Genomic DNA, 24,154 nt, shown 5'->3' on the forward strand with positions numbered 1-24,154 from the left:
GCGCTAAACCGGCCCTTAGACACGATTTTTAGCGCAGGATTAATGCCCCGCCCAAACAAATCCCCCATTTGCCGAAAATTCTGACGTGAAACTGCTGGCCCCGTGCCGACCTTTGCGGTTTGCTTTTCAATCGACGCATGACATTTCCTAAAGTACATCTGCAAAAAGGCCGCGATGAGGCAGTACGGCGGTTTCACCCCTGGGTCTTTTCGGGAGCCGTAGCGAAGCGCGACGACGGTATCGACGATGGCGACGTGGTGGAGGTATTCGACAGCCGTGGCACGTACCTGGGCACCGGGCATTTCCACGATGGTAGCATCCAGGTACGTTTGTTTTCGTTTGCCGCGCATACCAACAGCCAGCCCATCGACCCCGGCGTGCCGTTCTGGGCGCAGAAACTGGAACGTATCCGGGCCGTGCGGCGTAGCGTCGTGCCCGCTCAAACCAACTGTTACCGGCTGGTGCACGGCGAAGGCGACGGCTGTTCGGGGCTGATCATCGACATGTACGACGGTGTCGCCGTGTTTCAGGCGCACTCGATCGGGATGCACCGGCACCGGCAGGCCATTTGCGAGGCCCTGGAGCAGGTGTTTGGTACCGAACTGGTGGCCATTTACGACAAAAGCGCCGAAACCTTGCCCGACCAATACGCGGCGGGGGTACAGAACGGCTACCGATTCGGTCGCGCCCAAACACCGCGCCCCGTGCGCGAAAACGGCCACACGTTTCTGGTCGATTGGATAACGGGCCAGAAAACGGGCTTCTTCCTCGATCAGCGCGATAACCGCCAACTGCTCGCCAGATACGTTGCCGATAAGCGGGTGCTGAACGCCTTCTGCTATTCGGGCGGCTTTTCGGTGTATGCGCTGGCCGCCGGTGCCACGCTGGTGCATTCGGTCGACGTGTCGCAGAAAGCCATCGACCTCACCAACCAGAACATCGCGGCCAATCCCGGTTTTGCGGGCGAGCACGAGGCCATCGCCGACGACGTGATGCATTACCTCAAAGCGCACGACCATCAGTATGACGTGGTGGTGCTCGATCCGCCCGCCTACGCCAAGAGCCTGTCGGCGCGGCACCGGGCGGTGCAGGGCTACAAACGCCTCAACGTGGAAGGGCTGAAGCGGGTCGCGGCGGGTGGTATCCTGTTCACGTTTTCGTGCTCGCAGGTGGTCGACCGGGAGCTGTTCTACAACACGGTGGTGGCGGCCGCTATCGAAGCCGGGCGGCAGGTGCGGGTGTTGCACCACCTGAGCCAGCCCGCCGACCACCCCGTGAGCCTGTTTCACCCGGAAGGCGGTTATCTCAAAGGGCTGGTACTGTGGGTTGAATAAACAATTTCGACTGTACGGTGTATACTATACGATTTTCACTGACAGGTCTGCTGCATCGCGTCGGCACCCCGTCGATCGTCTAGTCTACACTGTTCACTCGAATGGCTTCTACAGATACCAACACCGTCACTAACACCATTTACACGCCCAAACAGCAGCGTATTCTGCTGATTGCCAGCTTACTTGTGCTGGGTGGCTTCATCATCGCCGGTCTACAGGGCTACGTGTCGGCCTTTTTTGGGGCGGGCATCCTCTACGTCATTTTCCGGCCCGTATTTTACGGGTTGGTGTACAAGAAAAAATGGAACCGGACCTGGGTTACGTCGGGCATTATGTTCTTTTCGCTGTTTGTCATTATCCTGCCGTTTCTGGTGCTGAGCCTGTTGCTCATCGACCGCATCCAGTACTACTCGCAGCATACCGATCAGATTCTGGGCCTTGTCAAACAGGCGGAGCAACTGACCGGCTTTAAAATCACCAGTCAGCAGAATATCCAGCGGATGTTGCAGCAGGGGGGCACTTTTGCCAGCCGTCAGCTGCCGTCGCTGGCGGGCGGTGCACTCGACTTTCTGGTGATTATCGGCCTGATGCTCTTCACGTTGTTCTACATGTTTTCCGATGAAGAAACGTTTCTATCGGGCCTGCGCAAGCACCTACCGTTCAAACGCGACACCCTCCGCGAACTGGGCGATCAGCTGAAAAACAACGTTAATGCCAACGTGCTAGGGCAGGGGATCGTCTCCTTCGTGCAGGGCGTACTGACGGGGTTGACGCTGATGGTTTTCGGGGTGCCCGACGCGGCGTTCTGGGGCACGGTAGCCTTCTTTCTGGCTTTTATTCCGGTACTGGGTACACCGCTGGTTTGGGCACCGGCCGGCCTGATTCAGCTCTCGCAGGGCAACACAACCGACGGAGTCGGCATTCTGCTGGTGGGGGCCATCGTGATCACCAACATCGATAACCTGCTGCGCATCATGCTAGCCAAGCGCATGGGCGACGTGCATCCGCTGGTTACGCTGGCGGGCATCGTGATTGGTGTGCCCATCTTCGGCATTCTGGGTCTGGTAATCGGGCCTACCATTCTGTCGTTCTTCATTGTGCTGATGCAGGTCTTTGCCCGCGAAAACCAGGAGTCACGCATTGAGGCAGCGCAGGACGAAGCCACCGTGCGGGAACGAGCCGAAGAAAAAGCCGAACGAACTGTACGGTAGACACAGGGCAGCGCCTCGCCGTGTGGCGGGGCGCGAAAACCGCGTTGATCGGCACTCTAATTTTTATAAAGGAGTGACGGATTAGTCGTATTTTGTGTTTTGATTTCACAAAACACAGATACGATGGAGCGCATTGTCAGCTATTTTGAACACATTCCGTCGGCGCACCGCAGCCTGATTCTAGTCGGGGGTATTGCCTTTTTCTGGCTCATCGAAAGCGTGGTGCCGCTCTTCCGGTTCGATTACCACAAGTCCCGGCACGCGGGCGTCAACTTGTTCTTCACGCTCACAACCATCATCGTCAACTTCGCGCTGGCGTTTGTATTGGTCAAAACCAGCGATTGGGTGGTGACCAACCATAGTGGCGTGTTGTCGTGGGTGTCATTGCCGCTCTGGGCCGAAGCGGTGATCGGTCTGTTACTGCTTGACCTGATCGGCGCCTGGCTTGCCCACTGGACCGAACACCATGTGAAGTGGATGTGGCAGTTCCATGCCGTGCATCACTCCGATCAGTATGTAGACACCACCACGGCCAACCGGCATCACCCCGGCGAAAGCGTGATTCGCTTTGTGTTCACAACGCTGGCGGTGATCGTGGTGGGGGCGCCCATGTGGCTGGTCTTCATGTATCAGGCCTTTTCGGTGTTGCTCTCGCAGTTCAACCACGCTAACATCGAGCTGCCCCGCTGGGCCGACCGCGCCATTGGCTGGCTGATGGTGACGCCCAACATGCACCACGTGCATCATCACTACGTGTTACCTTATTCCAACACCAATTACGGGAACATTTTTTCGATCTGGGACCGGCTGTTCAATACCCACGCCGAGCGAGCCGGTAAGGACCTGGTGTATGGGCTCGACACCCACCCCGATACCCATGAGCACAGCCATATCGGCGGCATTCTGAAGACGCCTTTTCAGGCTTACCGGCCACCCGTTGGCGAAAAACAGCGCGTGTTAACCGACGACTGAAGAGAAGTAACTAGGAATAAGTTGAATTGTCTTTTTGCCTATTTTTAGGGTTTGGCTCCCCCTATTCGGCAGCTAATCAACTTACTACTATTCATTTGGCAGGCCTCGACCTGCCACACGGCCACTTTATGTCTGCACATGGACCTATTCTGATTATCGAAGACGATGAAGATGATCAGTACATGATTAACCTGTCGCTCGAACGACTCAACGTATCCAATCCACGCCTCTTTTTTTCGAACGGTCAGGAGGCCCTGACGTACCTGGAAGTGACAACCGAACTCCCTTTTCTGATTCTCTGCGACGTGAATATGCCGCTGATGAACGGGCTGGAACTGCGGCAGTGCATCACCGACAACGAGACGCTCAAACGGAAGTCGATTCCGTTCGTTTTTTTTACCACCGCATCGAATCCGGAACTGGTGCGGGCTGCCTACGACGAAACGGTTCAAGGGTTTTTCAAAAAATCGACCACCTTCGGGTCGTTGCAGGAACAGATCGGGCTGATCATCGCCTACTGGCAAAATTGCCTGCACCCCAATAATTGTTGAGGCTGCGTCAGGTACGTTTGTTTGTTACCTTTAACCAATTTACTAAACCTTCCTGTCCATTATGGCTTCTCGCCGCACAGTGCTCCAAACCTTATCGGTGGCTTCGGCCTCAACACTTGTGTCGCCCCATACGTTGCTGGCGGCTACAGCTCCCAAGAAAGACAAGTTAGGCGTGGCCCTGGTGGGGCTAGGCTATTACAGCACCGATCTGCTGGCCCCCGCGCTTCAGCAGACCAAAAACTGCTACCTCGCCGGCATCGTGACCGGAACGCCCGAAAAAGCTGAAAAGTGGAAAAAGCAGTACAACATTCCCGATAAGAATATCTACAACTACCAGACGTTCGATCAGATCGCCAACAATCCCGACATCGACGTGGTGTATGTGGTGCTGCCGCCGTCGATGCACGAAGAATACGTGGTGCGGGCGGCCAAGGCGGGTAAGCACGTGTGGGTGGAAAAGCCAATGGCCGTAACGGCGCGCGAATGCCAGAACATGATCGACACCTGCCGCAAAAACAAGCGGGTGCTGACGGTCGGCTACCGGCTGCACCACGAGCCCAACACGCAGGCGTATGTCAAGTTTCTGCGCGACGGCAACATCGGTAAGATTCAGCTAGTAAACTGCGCAGCGGGGTATTTCGACGCCCGCACCGACCACTGGAAGCAGAAGAAAGAAATGGGGGGTGGTGTGATGTACGACATGGGCGTTTATGTGTTGCAGGGGGCGCGGCTGGCAACGGGCGAAGAACCGATTGCCCTGACGGCGCAGCAATACACGACCCGGCCCGAGATATACAAAAACGGCCTCGATGAAACCAGCATGGTTCAGCTGGAATTCCCGAGTGGGGCACGGGCGTCGGTGCAGAGCAGCTACGGCATGAACATGAATTTCCTGCAGGTGACGGGGCAGAAAGGCTTTTTGCGCATGGAGCCATATTCGGCCTACGACGGCGTGAAAGGGGAGGGGAGCAACGGCTTCAAAACCAATGTGGCCTTCAAAACGCCCTATGAGCAGACCATGCAGATGGACAACGACGCCAAGGCGATCATGACCAACTCACCGGTGCTGGTGCCCGGCGAAGAAGGGCTGGCCGATATTCGGATCGTGGAGGCGATCTACAAAGCTGCCAAAGAAGGCAAGCGGGTGACGCTGTAAAAATAGTTTGCCGTTTGTTGGGTAGCGTTTACGGTTGCTAATCAATCCGATAGCTGACCGGATGACCAACGCCAAACGCTACCCAACGAACGGCAAACTGTTTTTCCTTCTATCTTCGCTTGAAATCGACGCCGTATGACCCCCGCCCATTTTACCAGCCTTGACACCGACGATCAGATGAACGCCCTGTATTTCGAGGGTAGTATTCTGGCCAACCGGTACGAAGACGAGTTTATTTACCTGCTTTACAGCCTCGACTCCTTCTACGTCGAGATCCGGCACGACGCCTACACCAATCAGATTCTTCAGGTAACCGCCTTTAAATCCACCGATAAACTCGAACCCTATCTGCCCTATCTGGCGGAAGTCGAGTGAATGAATAATGCACAATGTACAGTGTATAATGGGGCCTGAGGCGAAAACCCATTGTACATCGTACAGTATACATTACCCTTTTATCACTGTAACCGCGCGTCTTCGTTGCTGTTGAAGGTATCCCCCTGTTTGATGTCGCCGGTTTTGTAGCCTTTCATGAACCAATAGGCGCGCTGGGCGGCGGTGCCGTGGGTGAAGGCATCGGGCTGAACGTACCCCTGCGTTTGTTGCTGAATGCGGTCGTCGCCGATGGAGTTGGCCGCGCGCAGGGCCGCTTCAATATCCCCCTCTTCAAGCCGATTCTCGGTTTCCTGATAATACCGGGCCCAGACCCCCGCCAGAAAATCGGCCTGGAGTTCGAGCCGCACCGATAGCCGGTTGGCCTCTACCTCGCCCATGCGCTCCTGGGCCTGATGCACCTTGTCGAGAATACCCCACTGATCCTGGATGCAATGTCCCACCTCGTGCGCGATCACGTAGGCCATGGCAAACTCGCCCGGCGCCTGAAAGCGTTGACGCAGTTCATCGTAAAACGACAGGTCGATGTAGATTTTCTTGTCGACGGGGCAATAGAACGGGCCCGACTCAGCAGCGGCGGTGCCGCAACCCGACCGGGTACGTTGCCGAAACATAACGAGCGTGGGGGCGCGGTACTGATCGCCGTCTTTGTTGAATAGCTTGGCCCAGACATCCTCGGTGTCGGCCAGCACCACCCGGGTAAACTTGGCCGCCTGATCATCGGCCTGCGAGTTGACCTGCGCCGACGGCATGGTGGGGCTGCTGGTATCTTGCTGATTGAGAATGGTGGATGGGTCGCCGCCCAGCAAATACACAACGAGGGCAATGACCAGCGTGCCAATGCCGCCACCGACGATCATGCCACCACCGCCGCCTTCACCCCGGCGATCTTCTACATTTCCGCTTTCGCGATCTCCTAACCAACGCATTTAGTTAAATAGGTTATGGGCACCTTGGCCCGTGAACACAGGTCTTACTGTGGCGTATAAACTGCGTTTGCTAACAAAGAGTTAGACCAGCACAAAACATCAGTGATACGCGGCAACTGGCCGAAAGGTAAGCAATTCGGCGATATTGGCCACAGCGGGGTTCAGAACCCCTATTTTGCCGGGTCAGGCCGGAATCGTCAATTTTTCTGAAAAATTATGGCGTATTCTTCCAAGTGCCGAACTTTTGCAGGCCATAGGTCGTTTACCTCATAACTGCATCAGAGAAGCCCGTCAGCCCAAACGCCGACGGGCTTTTTATTTAGGGGATTGGGCTGACTAGCCTCCCACAAATTCCTTCGGCGACAGGCCGGTAAACTTCTTGAAAGCCCGGTTGAAAGTGGCTTTAGAGTTGAACCCGCAGTCGAGCGCCAGCCCCAGAAAACTGAGGTGTGCATTGGCTGGCTCCCGAACCTGCCGCTTGAACTCATCGACCCGGTAGGCATTGACAAAATCATTGAAATTCTTGCCGGAGCCTGCATTGATCACCTGCGATAGTAACACAGGGTTGGTGTGTAGCCGCCGGGCCAGATCGGGCAGGGCCAGGTCGGGGTCGAGGTAAGGCTTTTCGGCGTCCATATAGGCCAGCAGTTCATTAAGGCGCTCAGATAAGTCGGGTAGCGTCGTTTCGGGCCGACTTGTCCCCGCCAGAGCGGGTTTCACCGGCTCGGCACCAGCAGGTGCGCTAACGGGCTCGGCCAATACAGGAGGCTGGCTAATGGGGGAAAGGCTGGGGCTATCCGGGCTGGGTACGTTGTCGGGCCGAAAGGTGAGCTTCCGGGCGGTTTGGACCTGCGCATACCCCTCGATGCTGACGTAATAAATCAGGAATACGTCAACGAGATTACCCCACCAGTCTTGCCAGAACGACAGGTTAAGCCAGAGGTCGATGAGGGTCATCACCACGCTGAAGGTCAACGAAACCGACAGGGCCACCAAAAAGTTACGGTACCACCGGAAACTCACCGATTCGGTTTCGGAGAACTGCGTCTTGATCCAGGCGCGGTAGGCTCGGTACAGTTGAAACGACCAGTACAGGTAGAGGTACTGCTGACCGGTGCTGGTCAGAAACTCCAGGTCATCGATGCCGTTGTCGTGTACGTTCTGCTGCCACTGTCGCACAAACGCTGGCCCCTGCGCGAACACAATGAGGTGATAAGTCAGATTGATCGCAAACGGCAGGGCATGGACCAGATCGCGGCGCCGAAACCGAAACGAGGCATCGAACTGGCTTTTGAGGTAGAAATAAGTGAGCGGCGGCAGCAGGTACGTCAGGTTGCGGGGGAAAAAATCGAGTTGCTGCCAGAAGATCTCGATACCCCCGAACCCCAGCATGTAAATCCAGATCTGGAAGCATAGAGCCACCAATACCCAGCCCAGCAGTTTATCCGACAGGCGCTCCTCGCGGTACCCCCTCAGCCAGAGCAGGACTGCATACACCCAACCCTGAATGAAGCCGAATAAGAGCGGTGTCGAGTAAGCAGAAAAATAAAAGGTCATGGAGGGTGAGTGGCTTTATGACTCTCGGGTCCTGTAGGCGTAAAAGACGCCAAGCGGCGCGTCAGTTGCAATGAATCACCTTGCCCTGATCGTCTTTTTTTACAATCCAGAACGGTTTCCCGTCATCGATTCGCTTGCCGCTCATCACGACATCGACCTGTTCGCTGTTGGCCAGATACAACTTCGTACCAACCGGAAAGGTGAAAGAACGGCTTCCCTTCGGAGCCAGCATGAACCCCGTTGTGCTGTTGCCCGGCTCACCTGGTGCGTAGCTGATCAGGGTGAATTTGCGGGGTAATAGACTTTTGCTGGCCAGCCGAAACGTGACGGATGGGAGCGACGTAGCGGACTGCGCTGGCGTTGACTGGTCGGTTGGGATGGTGTTGCCTTCATCGGCCGCCGTAACGGTCGTAATTAGTCGACCCTTTACGGTGCCATCCTCACTGAAATAAAGCTTCGAGCCAACGGGCCAGTTGCAGGGCGTGGTAGCATGTTTCCCCATGGTGAATCCATAGGCCATACCGGGTCCTTCGGCCCGAAACATGCGGCTGTAGTTCAACGTGTTTTTTAGCAGGAAAGATACCCGGTCGACGGGGAGGATGGTCTGGGCGACGCAGGTGGTACACAGCTGAATGGCCAGATACAGAAGGGGGATCGCTTTCATGGGGATGTATGGGACTTAGACTTAACGTTTCTGAATCAGGTTGATGGTTTTGTCGGCATCGGTTGCTTTGACAAGCAGTAGTGGCTTGCCCGTTACATCAGACCCGCGCATGCTGGCATTAATCTCGTCCTGGTTGACCTGGGCGAGCGACGTACCCACCTTTAGCTGCACCTTGTAGGTCTGGCCAGGCAGCAGGTACGTGGTGAAGACGTTGGGGTATTTGTCGTCGGGGTGGCGCTCCAGAAACTTAAATTCTCTGGGCAGCAAGCCGTTGTTTTTTAGGAGCAACGTTACTTTTTGGTTGCTCTGGGCGAAGGCGGTGATCGCGAGTAGCCACACCAGCAGGTACGTGACGAAGCGAATCGGTTTCATGGGCATTGGTTGTTTATCGGGTTGATTTACAGGTTTCCTTTGGTTTTGATACGGCTGGCATCGGTGCCGGTTTCGCGGTCGCGGGCTGCTTTTACGTCGTTGCTGCCGAAGCGATAGCTAAACCGGAGCGTAAGGCGGCGGCTCTCCCATTTGCGCGCCAGATCGAAGCGTTCAACCTGGCCGGGTGTGCCATTGAACGTACCCGACTGCCGCCAGCGCATGGTGTTGAGCACGTCGTCGGCGGTGAGCGACACTTTGCCTCGCTCGTGCATTACTTTGCGGCTCAGGCTCAGGTTGAGCGCCCCCAGCCCGCCATTGCGGTAAAGGGTTTGGGTGGTCGGGGCATTCCAGAAGCCCGACACCTGTGCCGACATCAGTTTCGACAGCGTAAACGAGTGTTGCATGTACCCCTCGAAGGCAAAAGCCCGCCGGTCGAATGCTCCTGCCGGGTCATTGTTCGGAAAAACATTGCCCTGGAAGCGCGTCCAGGTAGCCCCGGCGTAGAAGTAGGTGTCCCACCATTTGGTAATGGGCAGCGGCGAACTGAACGACAGGTTCAGGGCGTCGGCGGTGCCCACGTTGGCCACGGTGCTGTAGGTGACGAGGCCCTCCTGCCGGATCACGTCGGTGGCGAAGTCGTCGGTGAGGCTGTAGGCGAGCTTGAGCGTCGTGGCCCATTTATACGTGTAGCTCACTTCCAGGTTGTGCGTATAGGTTGGGCGCAGGTAGGGGTTACCCCGCTGGCTGGTATAGGGGTCGACCTGGTAGATGAAGGGGTTCATGTCCTGATAGCTGGGCCGACCGATACGCCGCCCGTAGTTTAGGCCAAACTGGCTTTTATCGCTCGCCTGATACTGCACGAAGGCCGTCGGGAAGAGGTTCAGGTAAGTAGTGTCGGGCTTTGGCACAACGTTCTCGGCCAGGTCGGTCGATCGGCCCCGCACGGTCGAATGTTCGGCCCGTAGCCCTGCCTGTACCGTCCATTTGCCCATAGCGTGGTTTAGTGAGGCATAAGCGGCACTCACAAGTTCGCGGTAGGTAAAGCGGTTGGTGCGGGTCGCGTCGGGGCGTTCGGGTGCTTCGGGCGTACCACCCACAAAGGCCAGCAGGTCGTTGTCGGTCGAGACATCGGTGTGTTTCAGGCCCGTTTCCAGTTTGAGGCGACGCGCTTTCCATTCGTTGATGAAATCACCTTTCAGCGTAAGAATGCCGATGGTGGTGCTGGCATCGAAGCGACTTTGCCGACGCAACAGCGGCTGCCCACTGGCCGTGCGGTAATCGGTGCCGATGAGGCTGGGCGATTCATTACCGAAGCGGGTGTAGTCGACGTCGATGTTCAGATCGTGGCCGAGGGTATCAACGAAATGGTAATTCAAGGCAGCGTTGACCCGCTTGTTCCAGCTTGGATTGTCGATGCCGTTGATGAGGGTGGTGTCGAGTCGACCGCCGTTGCTGAACAGGTTGGAAGTGGTATAGGTGCCGAACTGATTCGCTGCCGCATTGCCCGATACAACCAACCCCAGGGTGTGGCTTGCCCCAATGAAATAGTCAGCCCCGGCTTTGTAGACGATCGCCCTGGTTCCGTCGCGGTCATAGCCCCGCTGACTAAGCGCCGCGCCCGCTGCCGACCGGTCGTAGGCCACGTTGGTGATCTGGTAATTGTCGCTCAGGCTGGTGTTGCCGTAGAGGTTAAGGTGGCGGGCCCGGTAGTTGAGGTCGAGGGTCGCGAGCGCCCGGTGGTGGTCGCTCTGCCCGTAGCTGGCGGAGGCGTTACCGTTCAGCCCCAGGCTTTTGTCGCGCCGGAACCGGATGTTGATGATCCCGGCCCCGCCCTGCGCATCGAACCGGGCCGACGGGTTGGTGATGAGCTCAACCGTAGCGATGTTGCTGGCGGGGGTAGCGCGCAGCAGGTTGGCCACGTCGGCCGATGAGAGGTTGGTGGGTTTGCCGTCGATGAATACGTTGACGCCCTGTTTGCCCGCCATGCGGATGTTATCGTTGGGGTCGATCACCACGCCGGGCGCCTGCTGAAGCAGTTCGTAAGCTGTTTTGCTCTGAGCTGCGCCATTGGTGGCTACGTTCAGTACGGTCTTGTCGGCCTGCTGTTCGATGTACACTTTGCGCGCCCGCACGGTCACGGCGTCCAGCGTTTTCTCGTCATTGCCCAGTAGCAACGTACCTACCGCGGTCGTCTGGCTGGCCAATACGGTTACGATTGGGCTGCTGGTTTCGGTCATGCCGACCAGCGAGGCCCGCAGCCGGTACGGGCCCACAGGTACGTTGCTGAGCTGGTAGCGCCCGGCCTGGTCGGCGACCGTGCCCGTGACGAGGGTCGAGTCGGAGGCGCGGAGCAGTTTCAGCGCGGCATACGGGGCGGGCTGGTGGTGGGTGTCGTGTACCAGACCGACGAGGGTGCCCGAAGGCGTTTGCCCCCATGCCGACAGCGTGACCGTAAAACCGAACAGGAGTAGACAGAAGCGAGCCATAAGCGAAGTCCCCGGTTGGGGCGTTTGCGATTGATGGCTCAAAGGTTGCGGTTGACACCCCTACGCTTCGACTCAGGATAATTTGAGACGGCTCAATGTATGATTTGAGCCGTTTGAGCAAATGCCGCTATTCCTGAAAAAGCATACGATTTATCGGTTAGGAAAGAATACCGGAAACGCCTCATTGCTTTACCTCTTCTATTCAGGAAGCCCTCTGTGGTAGGCGGTATTTTGAGTAAAGTCGTTGATGGTCAGTGTATATGTTTCGTGGCCGTCGCGGTTGCCCAGGTACGTTAGCGGGCCGGATTGGGTGCTTCGACCGCCGTAAACGGCTTGTAAGGGCTCAGATTGAACGTAATGTTGCCAGTCGATTCGGTGCCTGTTGCACCGGCGATGTCGGCCTGGAGGACGTACCGGGCTTTGGGTTTGTAGTTGGGTACGTTCAACAGGTAGAAAAACATATTTTTCTTGAACGGCGTACCCCTGAATTTATCGGCCAGCGATTCGTGGTTATCCGACGCTATTTCGACGCCATCTTCTAGCAGTTTTACATTTTTTACTTTCAGAAACGAGGCGCCGCCAGTAAAGAAAAACCCGGCCTGCGCCCGGCCATTGGCGTACACTTTATTGGTAACGTCGATGCGAATCGGCGTAAACGTCGTGCTGATCGTAGACGGATTCCAGGTGGAAACGATATAGCCGCCGGGCTTATAGTAGTCAACGTTCAGGGCGTCTAATCGGGCGTAGTGCGCGTTGAGCCGGGTGAGGAATTCAGCCAGATTTTTAGCCTGTCCGGTCGTCCATTCGATTTCTGAGGCCGCCAGTAAGCGGGGGAAATTCTGAACGTTTACGTCTTTCACTTCCTGCGGCACGGCGGGCCACATATTGGCCTGAATGCCCAACACGTATTTCTTTTCGTGTTCGCTCAGGTCCGCCAACGGCTGGTACGCGTATACCTGCTCCAAGGTGTTGGCCTCGCCATAGTTCAAATCGGCCATGGTTCCGTCGCTGCGGTCTTTTTGCGCGATGTCGAAGTAGAGTGGCCCGGTGGGGCAGGCCACCGTATAGAATTTATATTTGGCGGCCTCCCGAACGGCGTCGGCTCCCAGCCACGACATGATCGCCGTATTCTTGGGCAGATGGCCGGCGTCGGCGAGGATGTCGTTCCAGCCAATTGGCCGTTTGCCCTTTTTGGCAATGATGCCGCTCACCCGACTGACAAAATAGCTTTGTAGGGCCTTTACGTCGGCCATGCCGTGCGCCTTCATGAACGCCTGAATGTGCGGTTCGTTTTTCCATAATTTATGGACCACTTCATCGCCGCCAAAATGAATGTAGGTCGAGGGGAAAATGGCTGCGATTTCGGAGAAGATAGAATCCAGAAACGTATAAACGGCTTCTTTCGTCGGGTCCAGCGTATTGGGGGTATACTGCGCGCCCCAGTAGCTGTACGAATCCATAAAGGAGATTACGTAGTCGGGGTGGGTTCTCTGGTTCACGCCCAGCTCCGGGTGGGTGATAATGATCGGCCAGCAGTGCCCAGGTACGTCTATTTCAGGCACAATGGTAATGTGCCGGGCCTCGGCATAGGCAATCAGTTCGCGTATGTCGGCCTGGGTGTAGTAGCCGCTTCGCTCGGCTGGCTGCTGGCTGCTCTCGCCAAAAACGGTCGTTTTTTTCGAGGTTAGTTCGGGATGATTTTTTAGCTGAATCCGCCACCCCTGATCGTCGGTCAGGTGCAGGTGGAAGACGTTCATTTTGTAGAGCGCCATGATGTCCAGGTACTTCTTCAGTACGTCGAGGCTGTAAAAAGTCCGGCTGACGTCCTGCATGTAGCCCCGCCACTGAAACTGTGGCCGATCGCTGATGTGCAGCTCCGGTATGGTCCAGGCCACGTTTGTAACGGGCGTTTCGTGCTCAACGGCCGCTGGCAACAACTGCCGGATCGACTGGATCGCGTTGAACAGACCGGCTCTGTCGGCCGCTCTGGCAACCACCGCTTTTGCCGTTACGTCGAGGGTGTACGCGCCTTTGGTGGTATCCGCGACGTTAGTCACCAGCAGCAGGGCGATGCCCGTCTGGACATTGCCTGACGAGGTAGTGACGGCGCGCAACGGATAACCGGTTGACTGTTTAAGCAGAGCCAAAAGGAAAGAGGCTTCCGGCATGGCACCCTTCGAGGCATAGATGGTCGTGTTGGCCGCTACGGTGAACCGTCCGGGACCGTTTGTTACGTGCAGGGGTTTGGGGATAATGGCGATAGAGGCTTGCTGCGCATAGACCGATTGGATGAGAAAAAGTATGGGTAAGAACGTAGTAAGCCACTTTCCTGTCATGGTGCTCTGCTGGTTACCTGGTTGGCGATTTCAGTGGGTGCGGCTGCTGGATTCCTGAAGCGGAAGGTTGTTTTTTACGCCCGTCCTCAGGACAAGTGTTTAAATGTAGTGACATAGGATAGCTTCAGAAAGAGGGAAATAAGGACAAAACAGGTATATTGACAGGAGTAGAAGTGCGCAAACGTTTGTACAAGGCTGAACAAACGTTTGTCTAAACCCAATCTTTTTGGGTTGACGCTACCTGACGATCAAACACGGCTCGCACCGTGACCGGGACCGCCTACGTCAAGCTGGGTTAGCAAGCGGTGCGTGCTGAAACGTACCACCGCTTCGTTAATCGGGTACCTGACGGCGCGTGGCCCGATCGATCAGCCCTGTTTTTTGTATTGACTGTTGACCGTTGATGAAAGAAGCCGTTACGATAAAAGCGATTGCCCGTCAATTGAGAATCTCACCCTCTACGGTCTCGCGGGCCCTCCAGGATAATCCCCGGATTAGTCAGAAAACCCGTGATGCGGTCCAGGAATTGGCGACTCAGTTACGCTATACACCCAGCCAGACGGCCCGCAACCTGCGCAGTGGCCGGACCGGGGTTTTTGCCATGGTGCTGCCGGAGATCCGGGAAAGCTTTTTCTCGGAAACCGTGAATGGGGTGGAGGAACTGGCCTTTCTGCATCATTACAGCGTCGCCCTGTACCAGTCGCACGATTCGTATGAGCGGGAAAAGCAGATTCTGTCCAGGCTGACGCGCAATCAGGTCGACGGGGTGATGCTCTCGGTGGCGAAGGAATCGCAGCAGTTTGTGCACATTCAGGACCTGATCGACCGGGGCGTGCCAACGGTTCTGTTTGACCGCATTGCGCCGGGGATCAACACGCATCAGGTGTCGTGCGACATTGAAAAAGGGGCTTACGAGGCTACCAAATGGCTGGCTGGCCGGGGTTTTCGACGCATCGCGCTGCTCAACGGCCCCTATCAACTGGTAGCCAGTGAAGATCGGTACCGGGGCTACGTGAAAGCGCTCATCGACGAAAAGCTGCCCGTTGAAAATGCCCTCATCAAACGGGTCGATTTGACGACCGACGACACGTTCCAGAAAATGGGGCAGCTCATCAACCTGGAGCACCGGCCGGATGCCGTACTGACCTTCAACGATTACGTGGCGCTGGATGCCATGCAGGCCACCCGGAAACAGGGGTTGCGCGTCAATGAGGAGATTGCCTTCGTCAGCTTCGCAAACCTGCCGCTGACGGCCTACATGGATCAATCACCGCTTGCCTCCGTTGAGCAGCATCCTTACCAGATCGGGCACGAAGCGGTTGACATTCTGCTGAACCTGATGGCGCTCAAGGAAGACCACACCACGGATCCGTTTGCGTGCGTGACGCTGGAACCGAAGCTGGTGATTCGGTAGACGTGAGGCTAGTGTACGTCAGCAAAAGCGGGCGCTCCGTCATCTGTTCAGCCGGAACGTGCGAACGGGCTGGTCAATTCCACCGACCAGCAAGGTGGTGTGGTTGGCAACCAGCAGCGTGACCATGTCCCGAATGTCGCCGTCCCACAGCAGCCCCGCCTGGGCCATGGGTACGTACCTGAACTGGCCTTTCCCCCGGTTGATAAACAACTGCCCCCGGTTGGCGTCGCTTTTGCCGATCCGAACGCGGTTATACGTCCGGTTGCCACCCAGGATAAGGTCAGGCAGGCCATCGCGGTCGACATCGGCCGTGGCCATGGCGTATACCGGGGTCATCTGCGCCTCGATTGGCAAGGGCTGAACCCGAAAACGCGGGGCCTTTGAACTGCCATCGTTCAGGAAAAGCACGGTCTGCAACTGCGCGGCGTCGAGTTGGTGCGCCTGCTTCAGTTCGGCGGGGCTGAACAGGTCGGCAACGGTGGCTTTGGCGTAGGACGTATAATCAGTAAATTTCTTTCGGAGCGTCACGACCTGATCGAGCATTTCGTCGCGGGCGTTGAACGGATACAGATTGGCCGCTGCGTTGCCCGTGGTTTCGTAGTCGGCCAGAATGGGTAACACCGTCCCCGCCGCCGTGTTGATGCCGTACAACCGCAACGGGTACGTCGCCGAAGCGCTCAACTGGCTGTTCAGTCCCGCGTTTGCCGCAACGATGTCCAGGTCCTGATCGCCGTCCAGATCCTGCACAAGCAGTCGGTTCCAGCAGCCGGTGGTGCCGGGGATACCGCCCATGGGTTGCAGTGTGTTGCCCACGAAGCGAAAAGCCTGCACTGCCCCGAAATCCGTTGTCAGTATCAGTTCGGGGCGGTTATCGCCAGTCAGGTCGGCAAAAACGGCGTCGGTAACCATCCCAACGGTGGTCAGTACTGGCTGGCTGCCGGGTACGTCCGAGAAGTGGCCGTGGCCGTCGTTGAGCAGCAGGTGGCTGGTGGGTCGGTCGGGGTAGCGACCGGGCACAACGCGCGCGCCAATGAACAAATCCTGATCCCCGTCGGCGTCGATGTCGGCCGCCCGCACGCAGGAAGCACTGACCCGCACATCGGGGAAATCCGTTGCTCTCGTAAGCCGCCCCGTGCCGTCGTTGCGGTACAGGCGCGTTTGCAGGCGTAGGTCGGTGGCGGTCAGTTCATAACCGGCGCTGGCTACCACCAGGTCGAGGTCCCGGTCGCCGTCGGCATCGAACCAAGCGGCACCGGCATCTTCGTAACTTCGGTCGTTTAGCAAAGCGGGCTGAGCAAGCGGCGAAAACTGGCCGTTGCGCTGGAGCAGCGTTTGGCCGCCCCGCCCCCGGCTACCACCCACCCAAACATCCGCCTGCCCGTCGCCGTTCAGGTCGCCCACGGCAAAATGGGGGCCTGTGGCCGAGAGCATATAGGGGAGTAGCGGCTGATTCTTGAAGTCGTTGACCGTATCTTCCCGACTCACCACGTTCAGCCCCGTTGCCCGTTGCCAGTAAGGGGCTGAGGCGCTTACCGGCTGCTCGCTGGCCGTGGGTACGTATCGGATCGTGAGTGACCCGGCTGGCTGAGGCCCGATACGCTGGCTTCGGCCATCGGCCCAGCGCACGTGAATCGAGTCGACCCGCGCTGCCTTGCCCAGACCGAACAGGAGCGGGCCGTACATCGCCGACTGAAACCCCCGCACCGGCATAAACTCCTGCAACTGCTGGCGCTGCCCCGCCCACACGCTCACCCGCGCGCCCATCAGTTGGGCAGGATTGGGGCTTTTCAGGTGGATCGTGAGGGTGTGGTGCTGGCTCAGTTTGTCCGTGTGGTTTTCGTAAATACCCGCCTCTGCGTTGACATTGTTCACCACCAGGTCCAGGTCGCCGTCGTTGTCGAGGTCGGCGTAGAGCGCGCCGTTCGACTGGGTAAGCTCGTTCAGGCCCCAGGCGGTGGTTTCGTTCGTAAACGTCAGTTGGCCCGTGTTGCGGAAGATGTAATTGGGTTCATTGATGCTCGGCATCTGGGCAATGACCGCCATCGGATCGGCCCGAGCGCCGGTCTGGCGCGCTTTGAGTTGCTCGTCCATCGTAAACTTCAGGAATTCCATGTTCGTGTAGTCGCGGGCGTAGCCGTTGGTCACGAACAGGTCTTTCCAGCCGTCGTTGTCGAAGTCGGCAAAAAGCCCGGCCCAACTCCAGTCGGTATTGGAAATGCCCGCCAACTGCCCGATTTCCGAGAATACCGGAATGGCCGCTGCTGCCGACGTACCCACGGGCGCGGTGGTGCTGGCTTCCTGCCCGACGTTCAGTTGCAGCATATTGCGCATGGTCTGGTGGTGAAACCCCGCCCGAAGCAACTGCGCGTATTTGTCGTAATTGTCGTCGCCGGCCGTCAGTTTGATGCGCTCGTTCCGTTCGGGGAGCATGTCGAGCGTCAGCAGGTCGACCCGCCCATCGTTGTTGATATCGGCGGCATCGGACCCCATCGAGTAAAGCGACGTGTGGCCCATCGACGACCGGATGGTTTCGCGAAACGTCCCGTTCTGCTGGTTGATGTACAGGTAATCGTTTTCGTTGTAGTCGTTCGACACGTACAGGTCGAGCCACCCGTCGTTGTTGACGTCCGTAGCCGCCACGGCGAGGCCAAAACTCAGCACGTTGGCGACCAGGCCCGCCGCCGCCGACACATCGACAAATTTTCCTTGTTGGTTCTGGTAGAGTTTACTCGTATAGTTGGGGTTGGTCTGCTGCTTATACTGGCCGATCAGCCGACTGAATCCGGCGTATTCCTGCACGGAATGGTTCAGCAGAAAACAGTCGAGGTCACCATCGCGGTCGTAATCGAAAAAGGCGGCCTGGGTTGAATAAGCCGGATCGGCAAGGCCGTATTCGGCTGCTTTCTCCGTAAACGTCGGGGAGCCACCCGGCGTGGTTTTGTTGTTGATAAAGAGCAGGTTGCGGCGGAGCCTGGCGTCGGTGGCCGCCGACCGGCAAACGTACAGGTCGAGCCAGCCATCGGCGTTGATGTCCACCACCGAGACGCCCGTATTCCACCCGTCGGCGGCGGCTACCCCGGCTTTGTCGGTGATATCTTCGAACGTGATCGCCCCCGACCCCGGCTCGGTTTGGTTCAGGTACAGCCTGTTGGGGTTCAGGTTACCGGTAAAGTACAGGTCGGTCAGGCCATCGTTGTTAAAGTCGCCCGCTGCCACGCCGCCGCCGTTGTAGAAATAGCCATATTTCAGCACGTTGAAATCCGGCGCTTCCTCAAGCGCATTCGTGAATGTAACCCTGGTCTGAGACGACGGTAGCTTCTCGAAAACGGTATCGTCGTGCGTGCAGGCCGACACCAACAGGGCCGCCGCGACCAGGCATAGGAATGTCTTCATACCATTCGTAAAAAGTCGGCAGCGGACGATGCATCGTCCGCTGCCGCGACCTGTTTAGCAAGATACCCTTCGTTAGTTCTTATCCCACCAAAGGGGCGTCGTCACTTTGTCGGGGCCGTTCAGCAATGCTGCCCCTTTGGTAGCTTCGGCGGTGTTGGTCTGCTGCTCGATGAGCAGAATCGGAATCCGGCGCAAGACGCCCCCGGCCGGAATGTCTGGATTGTCGGAGTTGACGACCGGATACAGTTTGGGGTAGCGCGTCCGGCGGTATTCGGCCCAGCCTTCAAACCCGTCGGGGAAGAGCGCCAGCCATTTCTGGGTGCCGATCTGCTCCCGCTGAATAGCCTCGGTGCTGCCCCAGGCGACGGGTATGTTGCTCAACGGTGCCGATTTCAGGTAGTCGTTCGGAGCCACGGGCGTTTTGGTGCTGCTCTGATAGGCCGTGATCGCCGCCGCATCCGTTACGCCCCACTGCTTCATCGAGTTCTCGATGCCCTTGTTGTAGAAATCCTTCGCCGTGCCGCCCATGTTCCAGCCGTTCAGCGCGCCCTCGGCCCGCAGGAAGTACGACTCGGCGGTTGCCATGACGTTCTGCGGCGTTTCCAGACCGGTCGAGGTCCAGCGCTGGCCAACGTGCGAGTTGTAATCGGCGGTGTTGACGGGGTCGGTCAACTGCGTCGAGGTCAGGCCGTTGCGTAAGCCTTCGTATGACTTGGTCTTGACAGCGGGCAGAAAGTACGTACCTATGCGCGGGTCGTCGTAACCTTTCAGCACCGACTCCATGGCGGCGCTCATTCGAAACTCGTTCCAGTCTGACATGATCGACAGACCATTGCCGTCGTCGCCTTTGGTGCTGCGTGAAACGAGCGCGTCGTCGGTGGGGCTATTCGTGAGCACCCCGCCCGCCACTGCGGCTTCAGCCTCGGCTTTGGCGCGGGCGGGGTCCGCTTTGGAGATGCGGAGCGCCAGCCGGAGCCGGAGGGTGTTGGCAAACATGATCCATTTGTTGACATCGCCTTTGTAGACCAAATCGTAGTTGCCGTAGGGCGTTTCAGAGACTTTGCCTTTCAGGACCGCCGTGGCGGCAGCCAGTCGCTTAAAGAAGTCGTCGTAGATTTTATCCTGCGCGTCGTAGGCGACCGCCGTGGCGGGCTCACCCGCTTTGAAATACGGGATAGGGCCGATGTAGTCTGTCCAGCGGTGAAACGAATACACCCACCAGATACTGGCCAGCGCGTATTCGGCCGAGCTGGGGTCGGTGCTGCTCATGATTGTTTTCAACTGCGGCACGACTTCCGTGTATTGTTGGGTCCAGGGCCCCTGAAGCCAGTCCATCCGAATCACGAACCGATCGGAGGGGAAATACGTGGCGACGCAGGCGAAATACTGGGCGTACTGATCGGAAAACAGGTTCTGCCCAACCTGGTAGGTCCATTGGCTCAGCGGCGCGGCTGACTGCGCTTTGGAGAACAGGTACGGAATCTCGGATTTACCAATGACCGTGATTTTGGTCTGGTTGGTGTTGATCTGGTCAAACTTATCCGTGCAACCTGCTGCCAGCCAGAGCGATGTGGCGAGGCAGCTTCCTGCCAGCGTTCGTAAAACGATTGTTTGATACAAGGCCATAAAAGCGAAAGAGATGTCGGATTAGAAGGAAAGTTTCAGGTTCGCGCCCAGGCTGCGGTTGGAAGGCAGGGTGCCGTATTCAACTCCCTGGAAGTTGCCGTTGCCCATGTTGACGTCGGGGTCAAACCACATGGTGCGTTTGCCAACGCCGGGAATATCCAGAAGGGATTTGCCGCGGTATAACCAGAACAGGTTGCGCGCTACGAACGACAGTTGCGCCGATTTGATGAATAAGCTTGAGGGGACCGGAATCCGGTAGCCGATTGACAACTCACGCACGCGGAAGTTGGTCGCATCGTAGGCGAAAAACTCGCCCCAGCCGTAGCGTTTCCCCGACACGGTCTGCCAGAACTTCTCGGCGTTGATGGCCGTTGCATTGGTCTTGCCAGCACCGATCAGCGTTGATCCATCGGCCCCGGATACCCCCGCCGTAATGCCCGGCAACACCCAATTGCCTGCCCGGTTGATGGCCGTAGCCTCCGGTATGCCACTGAAAGCCAGGTTCATTTCGGTACCCGACACGGCAATGCCACCTACCCGTCCGTCGATCAGCAAGCGCACAGAGAGGGGGCCGAACGTAAACGTATTGGTCAGCCCCAGGATCGCTTTCGGGTTAAAATTGCCGATGTATTCCTGGTTTTTGGTGGCAACGGGCAGTCCCGTCGACACAACCGACGCCTCGGTTACGTTGGTGGAGGTCGATTGTGAAGCGATCAGAAACTGCCCTGTCGACGGATCGCGCTGCCAACGATACGACAGCATATCGCCGTAGGAACCGCCTTCTGCCACCACCGGAGAGGCCGCCCGGCCATAGCCCCCCGCCAGGAAGGCCTGCTTGACGTCGGGCGCCAGACTCAGAATTTTGTTCCGGTTCATGCCGAAGTTGAACGCCACATCCCACCCGAACCGATCGGTCTTGATGGCCGTGCCGTTGATGACCACTTCAAGGCCCATGTTGCGGATGTCGCCCGCGTTGATGTACTGGTTGCTGAAGCCCGATGCTGGCGCCAGACCCAGCTTGAGCAATTGGTTGATGGAGTTGGTTTTATAGGCCGTAATCGTGGCGCCCAGTCGGTTGCTCAGGAAGCGCACATCGACCCCCAGTTCTATGCTCCTGGTGATTTCGGGCTTCAGATTCCCGATGGCCTGGGTACCGTCGCGGCTGATGAAGCCGTTGCCCGCCCCCTGGCTGTAGGAATAGTTGGTCTGCAGCAGATACGGGCTGGCACCGTTACCAACCTGCGCATACGAGGCGTTCAGTTTCAGAAACGACACGGGTCCGCTCATCTTCAGCAGGTCGGAGAGCACCACCGATGCCCCCACGGAAGGGTATTGGAACGAGTAGGGGGCGGGCAGTGTCGAGGTCCAGTCGTTGCGCAGGCTGGCATTCAGGAAAATGGCATCGCGCCAGGCCAATGAGGCTGATCCGAACAACGACTGGGTCTGCGAACGCGAGAAGTCATCGCCGAGCGTCTGGTTGGTGCCGAAGTTCAGGTTAAACCGGTTGGGCAGGTTCAGGCCATTGGCAATCGCGTTCGTCGACTGGTAGCGGCTGTCCTGGATGATACCACCCGCCTGATAGTCGAGGGTGAGGTCGGCCCCAAATCGGTTTTTGCCTTCGATCAGCAGATCGTACCAGGTTTGCGTAGTGACGATGTTGTTGCGGTTGAAATAGCCTCCCGGCTGGCTCGCCCACAGGATCGTGCCCTGCGAGTAGCTCTGCTCGTTCTTGTCGAAATACTTGTCGAGGTTGGCGCGGCCCTGAATGCTGAGGAAATCCAGTAGCTGGTATTTGGCCGACACAAACCCCATCACCCGATCCCGGTACTGGTTGATGGCCGTCTGGTTGACCATCCAGTAGGGGTTCTGATAAATCGAATTCAGCGTTGAAGGCCAGGCGGTCGGAACGGTCTGCCCGACGTTATTGGTCGTCGCGTAGGTCTGCGCATTTGCCAGATTCACGTTACGTGGAATCTGATACAGGTCGATCACCGGTGAGTTTTCTTCCCCCGTGCGCGGCTTGTTCAGCACTGACTGGTTGATGTACGTCACCTTGGCATCCGTCGACAGTTTTGAACTGATCTGGTTCGACAGCCGCAGGTTGATGGTATGCCGGGTCAGGTCGTTGTTGGGGACAGTCCCCTGCAAGGAGTTGTTGGTATACGACAGGTACGTCTGCGAACGCTCGGTGCCGCCCGTGATGCCAATCGAGTTGTTGAGGCTGACAGCCGTGCGGAAGAAATCGCGGATGTTGTTGGGCTGTGCCGAATACGTATCCTGCTTATCCAGGTAATTCTTGTACGATTGTCCGGTCATCGCGGCCCCCCAGCTATCGCCTTTCTCGGGGTTCAGCACGCCGCCAACGCCCTGCCCGTAGGTGTTCTGCACAGTGGGCAGCGCAAACGGCTTATCCACCGCCACGCCGGAATTGATGTCGACAGAAACCCGGCCCGCCTTACCCCGTTTGGTGGTGATCAGGATGACCCCGTTGGCGGCCTGACTGCCGTATAAGGCGGCGGCCGAGGCACCCCGCAGCACCGTTATGTTCTCGATGTCGTCGGGGTTGATGTTGGAGGCCCCATCGGCATTGGCCACGCTCCCGAAGTCGCTGGTTACCTGCCCGTAGGTGTCGTTGTTAATGGGAACACCATCCACCACCATCAGGGCATTGTTGGTGCCCTGAATAGACCGGTTGCCGCGCAGCACAATGCGGGAGCCGGTGCCAGGCCCGCCCGACCCCTGGGTAATGTAAGCACCGGCGATTTTTCCCTGTAAGGTGTTCAGCACGTTGGCATCGCGCACCTCGTTGATCTGACCCGGTCTGATCGTCTGGGTGGCGTAGCTCAAGGCTTTGGCTTCCCGCTTGATACCCAGGGCCGTCACCACAACCTCTTCCAACTGCCGGTCATCGGCTACCAGCGTGATGGTCACCTGCGTCTGCCCGGCGGAGAGGGGTACGTCTTTAGCAATGTAGCCAACGGAAGACACCGTTAACACCGCATTGTCATCAGGAAGGCTCAACCTGAATTGGCCATTGGCGTCGGTGCTGGTGCCGCGTGAGGTGCCTTTGATGAGTACGTTGGTGCCGGCAATGGCCTGCGACTGATCATTGAGTACAACGCCGGTCAGTTGCCTGTTCTGAGCCCAGGACGGGCCCGCAAAGGCAGCTACCAGTAACATACAGCAGAGTAAGCATCTTGTCATAAAAAAGTGCGAGTAAAATGGGTGAAGAGATTCAGAAAAGGGTGTGGGTTAAGCGGAAAAGTAGCGGGTTTGGGTGAGCGTTTCTATCGCTTGAAAAGGCGCGAATCAGGGACTATAATAAATCGGATTGTCAGGCATATTTTTGGGTTATAGCACCTGGCCAATTCGCCAGAAAGCAACTGAGCTGTGTACGGCACCAAGACGTTGGTTTCAGCAGGAGTGCCGTATACGGCATCATATTTTTTTGGTCGCTTGTGAACGCCTTTTTCGGCCGTTTCCTGAAACCTGTCGGAGTGCCCTTCCACCAGTTAGCCTGCGCACGTATTAGTGCTGAATGATACGCGGGTTTTTGAACTAAATCAGCGCGTTGTGTTTCGTTTAAAACCCGATGAAAGTTATTGAAAGTAAGGCGATTAGTGCGTTGTATCGTGCAGGGTCAGACGTTAAAATAGCCTTAATTATGTTGCACAATCGTTTGCATAAGTTTGTGCAAACGATTGTATAAAGCTTAAGAAAAATGACTTTTTAGCACGGCGATAGGCTGCGACGAGCTTAG

The 24,154-nt window shown here is 57.3% G+C and carries 16 protein-coding genes; 7 read left to right on the forward strand and 9 right to left on the reverse strand.

Features of this window, described 5'->3' with window-relative positions; genetic code table 11:
- Window positions 1-137: 137 nt before the first annotated feature.
- The 6 genes from FAES_RS10415 (at window position 138) to FAES_RS10440 (ending at window position 5,599) form a co-directional block, all read left to right on the forward strand.
- Window positions 138-1,334 (forward strand): class I SAM-dependent rRNA methyltransferase, encoded by a 1,197-nt coding sequence (locus FAES_RS10415; RefSeq protein ID WP_015331169.1) that lies wholly within the window; start codon window positions 138-140, stop codon window positions 1,332-1,334.
- 101 nt (window positions 1,335-1,435) lie between these two features.
- Window positions 1,436-2,545, forward strand: coding sequence for an AI-2E family transporter (locus tag FAES_RS10420; RefSeq protein ID WP_015331170.1), 1,110 nt, complete (start codon window positions 1,436-1,438; stop codon window positions 2,543-2,545).
- Window positions 2,546-2,668: 123 nt separating this feature from the next.
- On the forward strand, window positions 2,669-3,517 hold the full coding sequence (locus tag FAES_RS10425) for a sterol desaturase family protein (RefSeq protein WP_015331171.1): 849 nt from the start codon (window positions 2,669-2,671) through the stop codon (window positions 3,515-3,517).
- Window positions 3,518-3,645: 128 nt separating this feature from the next.
- Window positions 3,646-4,068 carry a response regulator gene (locus tag FAES_RS10430; RefSeq protein WP_015331172.1) on the forward strand — a complete coding sequence of 141 codons (423 nt, stop codon included), beginning with the start codon at window positions 3,646-3,648 and terminating at the stop codon, window positions 4,066-4,068.
- 61 nt (window positions 4,069-4,129) lie between these two features.
- Window positions 4,130-5,224, forward strand: coding sequence for a Gfo/Idh/MocA family protein (locus tag FAES_RS10435; protein ID WP_015331173.1), 1,095 nt, complete (start codon window positions 4,130-4,132; stop codon window positions 5,222-5,224).
- Between the two features lie 135 nt (window positions 5,225-5,359).
- Window positions 5,360-5,599 (forward strand): hypothetical protein, encoded by a 240-nt coding sequence (locus FAES_RS10440; protein WP_015331175.1) that lies wholly within the window; start codon window positions 5,360-5,362, stop codon window positions 5,597-5,599.
- A gap of 83 nt (window positions 5,600-5,682) precedes the next feature.
- Here the strand turns inward: FAES_RS10440 and ypfJ are convergent, their stop codons facing one another.
- From ypfJ to FAES_RS10470, 6 genes are all read right to left on the reverse strand, one after another.
- Entirely contained in the window at window positions 5,683-6,546 is an 864-nt protein-coding gene (ypfJ, locus tag FAES_RS10445) for a KPN_02809 family neutral zinc metallopeptidase (RefSeq protein ID WP_015331176.1), read from the reverse strand.
- A gap of 336 nt (window positions 6,547-6,882) precedes the next feature.
- A complete protein-coding gene (locus FAES_RS10450) occupies window positions 6,883-8,103 on the reverse strand; it encodes a helix-turn-helix domain-containing protein (RefSeq protein ID WP_015331177.1) in 1,221 nt (406 codons plus the stop codon).
- Window positions 8,104-8,164: 61 nt separating this feature from the next.
- Complete coding sequence (locus FAES_RS10455) at window positions 8,165-8,767, reverse strand: hypothetical protein (protein WP_015331178.1); 603 nt, start codon at window positions 8,765-8,767, stop codon at window positions 8,165-8,167.
- A gap of 21 nt (window positions 8,768-8,788) precedes the next feature.
- Window positions 8,789-9,139 (reverse strand): hypothetical protein, encoded by a 351-nt coding sequence (locus tag FAES_RS10460; RefSeq protein ID WP_148289337.1) that lies wholly within the window; start codon window positions 9,137-9,139, stop codon window positions 8,789-8,791.
- Window positions 9,140-9,165: 26 nt separating this feature from the next.
- The gene (locus FAES_RS10465; RefSeq protein WP_015331180.1) at window positions 9,166-11,625 is read right to left on the reverse strand and encodes an outer membrane beta-barrel protein; all 2,460 of its coding nucleotides are present in this window, start codon (window positions 11,623-11,625) and stop codon (window positions 9,166-9,168) included.
- Between the two features lie 293 nt (window positions 11,626-11,918).
- Window positions 11,919-13,961, reverse strand: a complete 2,043-nt coding sequence (locus FAES_RS10470; protein WP_015331181.1) for a beta-N-acetylhexosaminidase — start codon at window positions 13,959-13,961, stop codon at window positions 11,919-11,921.
- 403 nt (window positions 13,962-14,364) lie between these two features.
- Here FAES_RS10470 and FAES_RS10475 point away from each other — a divergent pair, with 403 nt between their 5' ends.
- Complete coding sequence (locus tag FAES_RS10475; RefSeq protein ID WP_015331182.1) at window positions 14,365-15,375, forward strand: LacI family DNA-binding transcriptional regulator; 1,011 nt, start codon at window positions 14,365-14,367, stop codon at window positions 15,373-15,375.
- A 39-nt stretch (window positions 15,376-15,414) separates the two neighbouring features.
- Here the strand turns inward: FAES_RS10475 and FAES_RS10480 are convergent, their stop codons facing one another.
- The 3 genes from FAES_RS10480 to FAES_RS10490 form a co-directional block, all read right to left on the reverse strand.
- Window positions 15,415-18,768, reverse strand: coding sequence for a VCBS repeat-containing protein (locus FAES_RS10480; protein ID WP_015331183.1), 3,354 nt, complete (start codon window positions 18,766-18,768; stop codon window positions 15,415-15,417).
- A 72-nt stretch (window positions 18,769-18,840) separates the two neighbouring features.
- A complete protein-coding gene (locus tag FAES_RS10485; protein WP_015331184.1) occupies window positions 18,841-20,394 on the reverse strand; it encodes a SusD/RagB family nutrient-binding outer membrane lipoprotein in 1,554 nt (517 codons plus the stop codon).
- 21 nt (window positions 20,395-20,415) lie between these two features.
- Entirely contained in the window at window positions 20,416-23,574 is a 3,159-nt protein-coding gene (locus tag FAES_RS10490; RefSeq protein WP_229364456.1) for a SusC/RagA family TonB-linked outer membrane protein, read from the reverse strand.
- Window positions 23,575-24,154 lie beyond the last annotated feature (580 nt).

Origin of the sequence: Fibrella aestuarina BUZ 2 (genome assembly GCF_000331105.1) — a bacterium.
GTDB lineage: Bacteria > Bacteroidota > Bacteroidia > Cytophagales > Spirosomataceae > Fibrella > Fibrella aestuarina.